At 28.9% G+C, this 13,417-nt stretch carries 13 protein-coding genes; 1 reads left to right on the forward strand and 12 read right to left on the reverse strand.

Going from position 1 to position 13,417, the window contains the following annotated elements; genetic code table 11:
* Positions 1-43: 43 nt before the first annotated feature.
* The 4 genes from Q0842_RS10240 to Q0842_RS10255 form a co-directional block, all read right to left on the reverse strand.
* Positions 44-1,747, reverse strand: a complete 1,704-nt coding sequence (locus Q0842_RS10240; RefSeq protein WP_298497678.1) for a hypothetical protein — start codon at positions 1,745-1,747, stop codon at positions 44-46.
* A gap of 223 nt (positions 1,748-1,970) precedes the next feature.
* On the reverse strand, positions 1,971-2,771 hold the full coding sequence (locus Q0842_RS10245) for an SDR family NAD(P)-dependent oxidoreductase (protein WP_298497680.1): 801 nt from the start codon (positions 2,769-2,771) through the stop codon (positions 1,971-1,973).
* Complete coding sequence (locus Q0842_RS10250; RefSeq protein ID WP_298497682.1) at positions 2,768-3,742, reverse strand: LLM class oxidoreductase; 975 nt, start codon at positions 3,740-3,742, stop codon at positions 2,768-2,770. The genes Q0842_RS10245 and Q0842_RS10250 overlap by 4 nt, the downstream gene beginning before the upstream one ends.
* 31 nt (positions 3,743-3,773) lie before the next feature.
* Positions 3,774-4,622: a DUF4437 domain-containing protein gene (locus Q0842_RS10255; protein ID WP_298497684.1), complete on the reverse strand. Its 849-nt coding sequence runs from the start codon at positions 4,620-4,622 to the stop codon at positions 3,774-3,776.
* Between the two features lie 416 nt (positions 4,623-5,038).
* Between Q0842_RS10255 and Q0842_RS10260 the strand changes: the two genes are divergently transcribed.
* The gene (locus Q0842_RS10260) at positions 5,039-5,389 is read left to right on the forward strand and encodes a helix-turn-helix domain-containing protein (RefSeq protein WP_298497686.1); all 351 of its coding nucleotides are present in this window, start codon (positions 5,039-5,041) and stop codon (positions 5,387-5,389) included.
* A gap of 152 nt (positions 5,390-5,541) precedes the next feature.
* Here Q0842_RS10260 and Q0842_RS10265 read toward each other — a convergent pair whose 3' ends face one another.
* The 8 genes from Q0842_RS10265 to Q0842_RS10300 all read right to left on the reverse strand — a co-directional run bounded on the left by Q0842_RS10265 (position 5,542) and on the right by Q0842_RS10300 (position 13,373).
* Positions 5,542-6,852, reverse strand: coding sequence for an ATP-binding protein (locus Q0842_RS10265; protein ID WP_298497689.1), 1,311 nt, complete (start codon positions 6,850-6,852; stop codon positions 5,542-5,544).
* Positions 6,853-7,170: 318 nt separating this feature from the next.
* Positions 7,171-7,788 carry a ferric reductase-like transmembrane domain-containing protein gene (locus Q0842_RS10270; protein ID WP_298497691.1) on the reverse strand — a complete coding sequence of 206 codons (618 nt, stop codon included), beginning with the start codon at positions 7,786-7,788 and terminating at the stop codon, positions 7,171-7,173.
* Between the two features lies 1 nt (position 7,789).
* Positions 7,790-7,987 carry a hypothetical protein gene (locus tag Q0842_RS10275; protein ID WP_298497693.1) on the reverse strand — a complete coding sequence of 66 codons (198 nt, stop codon included), beginning with the start codon at positions 7,985-7,987 and terminating at the stop codon, positions 7,790-7,792.
* A 7-nt stretch (positions 7,988-7,994) separates the two neighbouring features.
* Entirely contained in the window at positions 7,995-8,624 is a 630-nt protein-coding gene (locus Q0842_RS10280) for a class I SAM-dependent methyltransferase (RefSeq protein WP_298497695.1), read from the reverse strand.
* Positions 8,625-8,698: 74 nt separating this feature from the next.
* On the reverse strand, positions 8,699-10,159 hold the full coding sequence (locus Q0842_RS10285; RefSeq protein WP_298497697.1) for a hypothetical protein: 1,461 nt from the start codon (positions 10,157-10,159) through the stop codon (positions 8,699-8,701).
* A 100-nt stretch (positions 10,160-10,259) separates the two neighbouring features.
* The gene (locus tag Q0842_RS10290; RefSeq protein ID WP_298497699.1) at positions 10,260-11,138 is read right to left on the reverse strand and encodes an AraC family transcriptional regulator; all 879 of its coding nucleotides are present in this window, start codon (positions 11,136-11,138) and stop codon (positions 10,260-10,262) included.
* Between the two features lie 259 nt (positions 11,139-11,397).
* Positions 11,398-12,993: a carbohydrate-binding domain-containing protein gene (locus Q0842_RS10295; RefSeq protein WP_298497702.1), complete on the reverse strand. Its 1,596-nt coding sequence runs from the start codon at positions 12,991-12,993 to the stop codon at positions 11,398-11,400.
* Positions 12,994-13,088: 95 nt separating this feature from the next.
* Positions 13,089-13,373, reverse strand: coding sequence for an EF-hand domain-containing protein (locus Q0842_RS10300; RefSeq protein ID WP_298497704.1), 285 nt, complete (start codon positions 13,371-13,373; stop codon positions 13,089-13,091).
* Between the last annotated feature and the right edge of the window lie 44 nt (positions 13,374-13,417).

Here is a 13,417-nt window from a genome sequence, read left to right on the forward strand (position 1 = left end):
TTTCTATTTAAATTAATATTATTAATTAAACCTTATAAATGAGTTACTTAATTTTTCCATTTTGTTGTAAAATAAAGAAGGAATATCCAAATTGGAATTGAGAAAAATTATTATCAAAATCCTTAAGATCACTTACTAAACTATAACGGATAAACAGTTTGCCAGTAGACGAGGTATTTAAATAAAATTCTATTTGAGAACTGTTTAACCATTTATTTGGATCTTCCAACTCTCCATTTTTTAATGATTTTAATGAAAAGCTATTTGCCTTAATTAAATCATCATTTAATATCATAAAACGCGATATACGATTGTTTGCTATAAAACCATAACGCTTTTCTGGAATAATATGAAAAGCTATATTGGCTGAACCTGTAATAGTGTTTAAGAATATTTGATCTTCTTCTGAAAACTCAATGCCACTTCGACCATAATTCCAACCAAAATCTATAAAGGTGTTTATTTTTTTATTTTGGTTTTCGAATGATACCAAATTAATATCAACACCAATACTAAAAGATTCATGCTGTTTTATACTTAGCGGAGAAAAGTAATTTACATCATCTAATTGTTCTGCTTTTAAAAATTTATTGTTTTCTTCAATTTTACTGAATTTTGCATTTAAATTTACATATTCAACAAGGCCAATAGCATGAGAATACCAAGCTGGAGGGAGTATGTATGAATACCATTTATTTTGTTTTCTTTTAGTGTTGATATAGAATTTTTTAGCAACTTCTGTTTGAATAATACCATTCGGATTTTTATCGTCAAACACACCAAAGAAATCTGAATAAACAATTGCTTCAAATAATTTAGTAGATTCTGGTTTATATAGTTTTGTGGTTTTTTGAATAGCATCTAAAACAAGTTTTGTAGGCTCTGGGCTAATATCATTGGCATTAATGTCAATTTCTCTATCATAATCGATAATATCAGAAAAATTCACATCTAGTGTCCAAGAACATTGGTTCATAGAACTTCGATGTCTTAGTATTTTGTCATCTTTTGCACCCTCTGATGTTTCAGGAATATAAAAATATGAATTAAAACTTTCTAAGCTGTGATTGCTAAATTTTCTAATACCATCACTTGAAGAAATACCGATAGAAAATAAATTAGAAAATCGAACAGGATTGTCCATTAATTTTCCTGCTAATTCTACTTTTTCAATAAAACCACTATAAAACGTTAATTCTAAACGGGCTTCTTCTAAAAATTTGACTTTATAGGGGCTGTCTTTTTTACTTTTACAATTAATATTCGCATTACCACCAGAATTATTCGCATAATAAACTTTAATAGGTATATTATCTAATAATGTAATATTGGCGACAACAGGCCTTTCATCTTCAGTTCTTTCAAAACTGATAAGTTTTGCAAAAAGTATTGAAATTAATGCATCATTATAATCTAAATTTTGCATAGCTTGTATGCCTTCTGAAGCTTTTACTATTTTGCTATAATGTAACTGAAATTTTGGTTTGAATAAATCAATTGACAATGGCTTTAATGAAAATACTTCATCTGTAACATCATCATTCGATGATTTTAAAGTAATTTCAATATAGTCTGTTTCTTTTTTATTAGCTTCAATAACATAACTAAATTTTATTGCAGGTTTTACAGACTTTCCTGCATTGTCTTCATAGGACCTTAGTATTTTATCACTCAAGGAGGCACTAAATGTTTGAGCATTGATAATAATAGGGAACATTAAAATAAATAGAATCGCTAATTTTTTCATAATTGGTTGGTTAGGTTATTAAAAACAATGATATGGCTAGAGTTAAAACCAAAACACACCCTAAATTGGGTAATTAAAAAAATATTTGCTATTACTACTAAATGGGAGAATTAATCACTTTAACTAAGTGATTGTGTAAGTAAATATAGTAAAAATATGTTTATGTAACCCATTTCATACGTTTAACTGTGTACTTAAGACGCCTAGTTTTATAGACGAGATTTTATGAGGTCAATAAACTATCGGTATGCATTAACAAATTAGCGATTTTTTCTTGGCTATAAGCATCTGAATGTGCCTCTGAAAAACGCCCCTTATCATTATCAAAATACTTACCTGTATCATTCTTATATTTTTCTGATAGAGCCAAATCATACAAGATATTAACACCTTTTTCTGCAGGAGACCAATGTTGACCATAAGCTTCGTTAGCCATTTTAGTATTTAATAAGGATCCAGGATTTACAGCAATTACAGTAATATTTGGTTCTTGTTTTGCTAAATGGAAACTCCACATTGTTAACGCTAACTTACTTTGAGCATAACTAGAATTATCGGAAACTTGTTCTATTCCAAATAATACAGCTTTTGAAACTGGTGATTGTGCAGCAGAACTTAAATTAATAATTCTTGATGCTTCTGTATTTTTTAAATTAGGAATAATGATGTTAGTTAACACATAAGGAGCTAAAAAGTTAACTGCTATTCTGTAATCCAATCCGTTTTTAGCTAAGGTATCTTTGGTTTTAAATATTCCTGCATTATTGATTAAAATATCAATTTTTGGAATCTCCTTTTTTATTTGTTCAGCTAGTTTTGAAACGGCGTCCAAATCTGAAAAATCGGCTACTAAACCTTTTATATTTTGATTGTTAGAAGATTCTTTTATTTCAGCAATAAGAGTATTTACTTTGGCTTCACTCCTACCATGAACATAAACTGTATGCCCTTCTTTTGCTAGTTTTAATGCGGTAAGTTTTCCTATACCGTCTGTACTTCCTGTAATTATAATCGTTTTACTCATGATAATTTAATGTTTTCTGTTGAATGAAATTCTGGTAACACGTGGTTAGCTAGTAGTTCTAAAGTTTTATCTACACTCATTGAATTGAAACGTAGGTTTAAGGCTAAGTGATTTACGCCTATACTTTGTAATTTATTCAAATAATTTTTTAAATGATTTACTCCCAATCTATAGCCCAATTGAATGGGTTGTGGTTTTGCGTTTGCATCTTCTAACAAATCTAAATACATGGGTTGCATAAATGGTTTATCAAATTCAGATGTTTTTGCAACTAATTCTCTGTACTGTCTAATGGTGTTATTTTGGGTGTATAAATCTCTAGGATAATTCATCCAACCATCGGCATTTTTAGCATTCCACTCTAAAGATTGTCGGCTACTTCCTGTCATTAATAACGGAATTTTATGTGCTGTAGGCTTTGGCAGCATATCGATATTGCCTTGTACGTTTCCGTAGTTATCTGTTTCAAAGCTTGGGAAATCGCTCTGAACATTTCTAATATAATTGAACGATTCTTGAAACAACTCACCTCTGTTTTCATAATCAATACCCATAGCAGGATATTCATCAAACCTATCGCCAGAAGCGACTCCTAATAACAATCTGCCATCGGATAATTGATCAATACTTGTGGCCGATTTTGCTACATGTAAAGGATGATGTAATGGTAAGGCAATACTAGAAATACCCAAAGCAATTTTTGAAGTTTGACCAGCTAAAAATCCTAAATAGGTAAACGGATCGAAGGTTTGGCCAGCATCACCAAAATTAGGCACGTTAAACGGAATATCTCGTATCCAAATAGATTTAAAACCTAAGGATTCTACTTGTTTTACACGTAGTAAATGGTCTTTCATTGTTGGTACAGGACCAGTAGAATATTTTTCAATAGGCACAACCAATCCAATACTCAATTCGTTTTGTTTAAAAACCGTATTATATGCTTTGTTTATGTTTTCGAAGGGCTTCATAATAAATTTAAAAAATATAACAAAACAATTTTTATTTGTTTGAAAAAACTTCAAACTCTCCATTGCTTCTTATATAAATAAGTGCTTCTTGGTTGTCTTTTACAGTAATTTTATGCGTTGAATATTCAGCAGCACCAAAGTAAGCTCCTGCTTCTAACAAATTCACAATTTCATTATCATAAACTTGGTGTACAACAGTACCTTGAATAATTACTGCTCTAAAGTTTGGACTTAGATTTTTAATTATTCCATTAAAACCAGCAGGTAATTTAACAAGTGTACCACGTAATAGTTTGTTATCATGGCTTCCCCATAAAAATGCCGTTTCTACATTACTTTTATTAGAAACCCAACTTATATTATTAGCGTTAAGCCAAACAAGGTTGGATGTATCGATATTTACTGGTCGTTCGCCACTATCAAACGCTTCAGACGTTGGTTTTACTAAATAAGGACCTTCTTGAATTTCAATATATGCTAGGTTTTCTTCACCTGAAGCTGCAGTAATGTGTGCCTCACCTGCAGGTTGTTGCCAAAAAGATCCTACTGGTAGCCATTGTTTCTCGGCATTTTCATCATCATTATGCAATAAACCTTTAATTACTACACCACGATATGTTACATTATGAATATGTGGTGGCGAGGAAAAACCTTTATTAAATTTTACTAAAAAACCAGATGCTAAAGTATTTGTTCGGTCGCCCCAAAGTTTTCCGGCTGCTGGACTTTTATCGCCTCGTAACGGGTTTAACCAACCCCATTCAATATTATTGGCTGTTACCACTTCGTTTAAAGTTTTTATATGGTCTGTTTTTGGTGTTTGTGCAAATACGTTAGTAGTTATAAGTATTGCTAAACTAAGTAATTGAAATTTTTTCATATTTTTTTATCCTTACCCAAAATAATGGTATAAACTAATTGTTATTAATTTTAATGTCTAATTTAGTTTTCTGTTACTGCCTTAATTAACTCTTTTTTAGTCTTACCTGTACTTTTCAAATTACTTAAAAAGAGCATTGTGTTGTTTATTTTTAAAAGACTTTTAAAGTATCGGTTTTAATAATTTCAGTAATGTTTAAATTATACTATCATTTTTATAGTCTCAAATATATGTATAGTTAATAGACCTCACAATAACGGTCAAAATGTATAGTATAAAAAATTATTTTAACATACTGATAATGAGTTGTATGTGGCAAATATATTTTACTATACAAAGTATAGTTGTTAAAGTTATTATAGTATTTTATCTTTGCAGTAATCTTAAATAATGTTAATTAAATTTTTAACTATATTATGTATAAGTTTAAAGGTAAAGAATACCCATGTTGTGCAAGTTTAACAATGGGAATAATTGGAGGTAAATGGAAGACAGTTATATTATTCCATTTAATTGATGGAACACTTCGATACAATGAATTACGAAAAGAAATGCCTTCGGTTACAGAACGTACTTTAAGCTTGCAATTAAAGACTTTGGAAGAAGATGGGATAGTTAAAAGAAAAGTATATACATCTAAGCCACCATTAAAAGTTGAGTATTCATTAACCGATTTTGGTAAAACGCTAATTCCACTTATAAAATCTATAGCAGATTGGGGTGTTTATGTTGTTGAAGAAAAAGGAGGAATTGAAGTTAATAATTAATATTAGATTATTTTATTTAAATTTATTTCTCTTTTTGAAGAAAATATAATGCATTAAAATTTGCCATTTAATATAGTGTTTAATAGCCTTGCATGTATTTTCATAACCTTTTAAGGCCACTTTCACAACAAATTAATAATCAATAAAAACCTTTAATCGTTTTCTAAATCCTTTAAAAGTTTAAAGTAAAAGGTGGTTCCAATGTTTTGTTTACTTTCTAACCAAATAGAACCATTATAATAATTAATAATTTTTTTAACAATAGAGAGTCCAATTCCAGAAGAAGATCCTGTACTTTCTAATTTGGTAAAGACTTTAAATATTTTATCAAAATAGTTTTCATTAATACCAATGCCGTTGTCTTTTACAAAAAACTCATAGTGAGTATCTTTATCAAGGTAGCCTACTTCTACTATGCCGTTTTCCTTATCAGAATATTTTACAGCATTTTGTATTAAATTTTGAAAAACCTGTTTAAACCTCCAGGTATTTCCATATAAACTTGGTAAGTTATCTTGTATAGTAATTTGTATATGATTTGGTATTAAAAGGGTTTGTAATACCTCTTTAATAATGAGATTAAAATCTACGAGTTTGTCTTCTTGTTCTAATTTATCAATAGTAGAATAGTCTAAAATTCCTTTAATTAAAAAGTCCATTTTTTCTACATTAAACAATACTTGATGTAAAGGTTTTAATGAATTTTCAGCTAAAGACTCCTTATTATCATCCATAAACCAGCTAACTAAGGTGTGAATATTAATTAGCGGCGCTTTTAAATCGTGCGAAACTACGTGGGCATATTCATTAAGTTCTTCGTTTTGTATAGATAGGCTTTTTAATAATTCTTCCTTTTTCTTTTCCTGAGCTTTTATGCGTTCTTCATATTCTTTTTTCTGAATAACATTAACCAACATATTGGCATAAACAAAAAGGATTTCTTGTTCGTTTTCAGAGTAGGAATTTAATTTTCTAACGGAGTCGAAACCTATAAAACCAATTAATTCGTTGTTTTTAATTTTTGGAATGGTTATTAAACTTTTTATGCCTTGAGGTTCTAAAATAGCCCGCAAACCAAATTCGCCATCTTTTGGTAAAAGACTCACATCTTCTACATAAAAGGCTTCTCCTTTTTTGTGTGCATCTAACCAATGTGTAATATAATCTAAAGGTATATTTTGTAAGTTATCTATTTCTGGCTCAATGCCTTTAGCACACCATTCGTAAGTATTAGAGCATGTATTAGTTACAAAATCATATGAAAAAATATAACTTCTGTCTGAGGTTACAAACTCACCAATTTGTTGTAAAGATTCTCGAATTAGTTTATCTATATCTGATAAATCTGAATTAATATATTTTGTAGAAATACTAATTAATAAATCTTGAAAGCGCAAATGTCTTTCAATAATTTTATCCTTTTCAAACTGTTTTGTATCTAAATTGTTATCGTTTTTAGTCACTTTTTAAAAGTTATTGGTGGTATATAGATTTTGTTTTTGCATGTAATTTTATAGAATTTTGATACATACACATGCTTTGCCTATAACGAATATAATATTTAGATTTTTATTATGAAAACAGAAGGTTTTTAAAAATTAGTTTTTATAAGAAATAAGTAAGTGTAAATACGATTTGAAATTGTATCTAACTAACTGATATATTGCTTTTTTAAGAATTGATAGGGTTTTAATTTTAGTAAGTTCTTATGCTAATCTAATAGATTAATTGATATGATATTTATATAAGATTATGTTATTTGTACTATAATTCTAAAAGAGTTATAATTTAGTTTTACGGAATCCTATTAGTTTTTCTTTTATTATTGGAGTTCTAATTAATAATCCTATACCCACAATTATGGCGTAAATTAGATAAGTTTTTTCTAAAAGGGCAACATGTAATAGACTTAAAAATATAGCCACATAAGCTAAGCTTTGCAGTTTTTTCCATTGTTTTTTTAATAGTTTCATAGATTTTCTATTTGAAGTAAAAAACAAAGGAATTAGAATTAAAATAGCAATAAATCCAGCTATATAATTTACTTGAGTAAATGTTTCTAATAGCCCTTCAGCAATAATAAAAATTATAAAGTGTACAAAACTCCATATTGCTGTAGCTATACCCATTGCTTGTCTTACAAAAAGGTTGTTAACTCCAAATATTATATAAAAAGGTGTGCATGTAAGTACAGCTGTCATCCACCTAATGGCAAATTCTCCAGAAACATGATAAAGCATTTCTAAGGTGGTCATGCCATTACTATTTCCATTTTTAATTAAAGTAATTGAAATACGGTCTGTAAAATTAATTTGTATCATATTAAAAATTACAAATAATGGTAAACACGCTAGTATAGCAACTATTATCCATCCATAATTCTTTTTTAAAAACTTCATCTTAATTGTCTTTTTTTATTGTTTCTATTTGTTTTTCTAAATCTTCGGCTTTGGTTTTAAATTTTTCCATTGCTTTTTTAAGTTGACTTACTTTTTTAAACACCTCATCTTCTTGAATCGCTTCATAAGAAACAATACCATTTTCTTCTTTAATTTTTGATTTACTGCCACAAGTTGGGCAAATAGATACTTTACTCATAATGCGTTTATTTTTTAATAGTTATTAATACCACTTTTCCGCCTAATTGTGGTTGTAATTGGTATTTTTTGTTTTTACTAATTGTTTTTAAAAATGTTTTTGCTTCTTCCATATTTGCATTGTCTACATAAATAACACTATTGTTATGGAAATTATGTTCTAGTGTCTGGAATATAGCTAAGTATAAATCTTTCCAACCATCTAATAACAATAAGTCTATTGGGTCATTATGATTATTTAAGGTTTTTAATGCATCACCAATTCTTACATCAATTAGTTCGTTAACTCCAGCTTTTTTAAAGTTTTCAATAGCTTTTTTAGCTTTAGTTTCTATTAATTCTGTAGTTATAATATGGCCTCCAGTTTCAAGTACACCTTGAGCTAAAAACAATGTTGATATACCAAAAGAGGTCCCAAATTCAACTATATTCTTAAAGTTGTTTTGCTTTATAAGTTGTTGTAAATATTCACCTTGTTGTTTAGAAATTGAAAGATATACATCTTTAAAATCGGCAGGTTGCATTGGCCTAAAAACACTTTTAGCTAAGCCCTTCATTATTTTAAATTTATCTTTTACAGCATCATTATACAACTCATTTAATGTATTTACTATTTGATTTTGTTGTGCAACTATCATAATTATTGTTTTATTAAAGAAAGGAATATCGGTAAAACCGATACTCCTTAATTGCTATTAATTAAAAGGGGTTTTTAAAATTTTCCGTTATTGTTTTTCCATTCAGATTTCGGTTCTATAGGAGCAATAACATCCCAATGTTCAACAATAAGATTGTTTTCAATTCTGAATAAATCATAATAAGCAGTATGGTCTCCTTTACCAAATTTACCTTCGCTTATGGATAATACAAAGTTTCCTTGTCCCAATACTTTATGAAGCTTCGTATATTCCATAACTAAACCGTTTTCTGCAAAATATTTCATTGCTGCTCCAAAACCATCTAAACCATCTGCTACAGCAGGGTTATGCTGAATGTAGGTTGTTGGATTAATATAGGTTGTTAGTTTATCCATTTCATGATTTAATAACACATTTTTAATAAATCCTTTTACTACATCCTTATTAGCTTCTGTTTTGTCTAAATCTGAAATTTCTGTTGCTCCATCAAATTGTGTTCTTCCACTTGGGTTGGGCTTTTGAATTTCTAATAAATTATCCCAATGTTCTACAATTAAACCATTTTCAAAACGAAATACATCAAAACCAGCTTTTGGTCCAAAAAAATCATATTCAGTATGTGTAAACACATAATCTCCATCTTCAAAAGCACGAATTACATTAGCTTTGAAACCTTGTGGTGGTACATGATGCAATATTTCTCCAAACCCCGATAAACCGTCGCCTACTGCTAAGTTGTGTTGTATGTATTTGTTTGGGTTAATGTAAGATATTGGTGTTTTATCCCCAGTATTAAAACTGTTTAATAATGCTACTACTTTGTCTTTTTTTGATAATTCCATAGTGTTGTTTTTTAATGATTTAAGTGTTTGGTATCGTCCCATCCAAATAGATGGTTCATTCATCATACCCATAAATTCTTTGGATATGTTATTGTTCATAAATGGTTGTAATGCAGCATCAGAATTGTTTTTGTTATCCCAATACACAGCTACAATTTGCTCTCCATTTTTATTTACTCCTGTTAAACGTTGTAAAAAGCCTGTTTGTTTTGATGTAAAACCTTTCTCTACTCTTTTATTGGTTTTTTTAAATGCTTTCATATCAGCATCAGCTTTTGTTTTAAAAGACATAACTTCAATAAAATTGCTATTTAGAGCATTAAATTTTTTATTAATAGTATAGCGAGACATTTTCATTGAAGTACCTTCTATCTTAGAAGCATAATCAGCTACAGATGCATCTGTCATAAATTTATTCATAGATGCTTTTGCATTTTCAAGAGTTTCCCAATACACTAAAACAACATATTCTCCATTGGCGTTTACTCCACTTTGGCGTTTAATAAAACCGGGTTGTTTTTTCGTGAAATTGTTTTCTATTTCTGCATCAAGTTTATTGAAAACAGATGTGTTTGTAACAGATTTCGTTTTAAAAGTAGTAACCTCTAAAACAGATTTTGTTTCTTTATTACTAAAAGAGCTAACTGTAAAAGCTATTATAATAATGGCTAAAAATTTAAGATACTTTATCATTTTTAATTTGTTTAATAATTTATACTGCAAAGATGTAGTTACTCTACAGTATTATGATTATCAAAATGATTATAAAAATGGTTAAAGTGTAACCAGTCTGTTATTTTTGTTGTCTGAATTTAAGTGGTGTGGAGTTTGTTTTTTTTTTGAAAAACTTAACCATATTTGCAGGTTCTTCAAATCCTGTTTTATAACTTATTTCTTTAATAGAAAGTGAAGTTGATACTAGATAACGTTTAATTTCAATTGTTACAAAATCATCAATAAAAGTTTTTACAGTTTTACCAGTTAAATTCTTTACAATATCATTTAAAAATTTATAAGAAACGAACAAGTTAGAAGCATAATGTCTTGAACTTCTGGTGTTTGTGTATTCTTTTTCAAGCATGTTTTTAAATGCGTTAAATTTTTCTAGCCAATGGTTATTTGTGCTTTTTATAGATTGAAATTCTTTAGATCTCTCTGCTTTAAGTAATAACACATGAAGTAGGTTACCTAATATTTCTGATTTGGCAAAATTATTTGAAAATTGATACTCCTCACGTATTCTAGTTGCTATACTAACAAGGTTATCATTATTCATATCTTTTTGATGAATAACCGGAGATTCAATATGGTAATTAAATAACCTATTTAAATTTAAGCTACTTATTAAATAATTAGATTTATCAACAAATTTACTATTGAAAATAATACAAAACCCATCTGCTTCTATTAACTTCTTAGTAAAATGATGTACTTGGTTTTTAGCTATAAATATAGCGCTCCCTTCTATTAAATTATAAGATTTGAAATCGACAAAATGTGAATACGATTTTTTGGTTACTATTAGGATAATATGAAATAGTATTCTATGAGCAATAAAAGGATTGTGATTATTAGACTGGTTTAACTTCTGAAAAGTTTCAGAAAAAGTCATGACTTCAATATCTAATTCAAAATTTGATTTAAAGGCAATCTTAGGTAATTCATGAGCCATGATGCAAATGTAAGAAATATAGAAATTGATTTCTATATCACCTGAATATGATTCAATAAAAATAAAGTAGAAGCCATCCCGAAACAAGTTCGGGATAGATTAATACTCATTTTATGTATGTTTAAATTAAGTTTCACTTTCGGCTTGAAAAGCCTAAGAATTGCAAGTAATTGACCTAATAAATCAAGGGAAACTTAATAAATTATTATAATCATATCTTAGGCTTTTAATATCCTGTAATACCATCTTCACCAGATTCTTATCTTTCTCTTGGCTCTCCAGTTGGCCCCATTTCTCCTCCAATTTGAGTAACTGTGCTGTTTATAATAAAAGAATCACTTGAATTTGTTCCTCCGCTATATGTTCCAGAGGTGTATAATCCGTTAATTTCATTACCATTGCTAACACTTCCTCCTGTATAGATTTTATAAGTTTTACCTGTTTCTAATTTTGCATTAGAGTATATAATTGTTATTACGCTATTAGGGACTTCATAAGTAAGGGCTTCCGTTCCATCCTCTGATTGAATATTTAATAGCTGATTTGCATAAACTCCATCAAAAATTAATGAATTTTGTGTGCTTTCACTATCCGTTGGAAATGATGTGTTTAGTCCTAATCCTAAAATAGTTCCTCCAGTAATTTTAAATAAATTATCATCGGTGTCAAAACTACCATCTGGTTCATCTGTTCTTACTGCTATAGCAATGGTTGTACCACCAGTAATGGTAATTCCTTCGTTACTATCAATAGCATCATTACGTGTGCTATAAGCATAGATATTTCCACCATTGATGTATAAAAAACCATCTGAATTAAGACAATCATCATAAGAATTTAAATTTATGATACCATTATTAATAGTCATTATTCCTTTTGCTTCTATGCCTTCACCTTCGGAGTTATTTATAACAAAATCTCCTCCATTTATAGTTACATATGGCGTAATAGTATCATCTGGCTCTTCCTCATCATCAATATCATACGAGGCTACAATTCCATCATCAACTGCATTTATAATAAAGGTTCCGTCGTTAATAATAATATAGCCTTTTTCACAATCCATACCGTCGCTATCAGCTGTTAAATTAAGCGTACCACCATCTACAATTATATAATCATTAGTATGGATAGCATCTGATACTGCTTCGGTTACTGTAATTGTTCCGCTAATTATTCTAACATAATCATCACTTGCAATACCGTGCTTATAGTTTCCGGCTACGTTAAGAGCTCCTAAACCACTAAAAACTAATTGCCCTTCGCTAAAAAATGCTGCTTTTGCATCTTCGTCATCTGGAATATTATTATAATTTGATGCATCGGTTAAGTTATTTGTACCTTCCAATACAACAAAAATGGTTTTTGAAGATTGTATATTAATCGCAGGACCATCAGTATTTGTAATACTTAAATCACTTAACGATAATTTGAATTTTTTATCGCTATAAATTTTTAACATACCATTGGTTGTTGAACCCGATATTTCGTAAGCTACTTTTGAAATAGTGGAATTGATAGTAACATAGGCACCATCTTGTGTAATTACCACATCATCAGGAACAGGATTTGTAATGGTAGCAGATGTATTTGAAAATACAATTTGAATTGTATTTTCAAAAGTTGCATTTTCTACTAAATCATCTTCATCTGTACCTGTGTTATTAGTATCTCCTTCAGCTGTGCCAGATGTGTTTGTATCTGTAATTGTAACATTTTCTGATGTTATTACTGTATCTTCTGATGTTGAATCGATATCATCGTTATCATCATCAGTACTACATGCAACAAATGCAAAGACTATTAAAGCTAATATGCTAAAAACTTTAATAGATTTTATATTACTTGTTTTCATAATTTGAATTTTTAGTTAAATATTGAAATTTTACGTTAAATATTAAGCTATATTAGAAGTGAGACTCTATTAAAACCTCTCCTTGATTTTGTTAATTATTTTTTATTTTGTGTTCGTTGTGGTTTTGGTGCATTTACAAATTCTTTTTTTGATATGAATCCATCTTCATCGGTATCGATTTTAGTGAAATCATTTTTTAAAGGGCCTTTAATTTCTTTCTTTGATAGTTTACCGTCTTCATTGGCGTCCATTTCTTCTAATAACTGCTTAAATGTTGGTGGTTCTTTTCTATCTCTTTGATTTTGTGACTGTCCATAAAAATTGTTTGTTATCATTAATACAATCCCAAAAACTAATACCTTAAATGTGTTGCTTTTCATCTTTTAAACTTTTATTGTTATATACTTTTAGATGTGTTCCTTTA

This window comes from uncultured Algibacter sp., assembly GCF_947495675.1.
In the GTDB taxonomy this organism is placed as follows: Bacteria; Bacteroidota; Bacteroidia; order Flavobacteriales; family Flavobacteriaceae; genus Algibacter_B.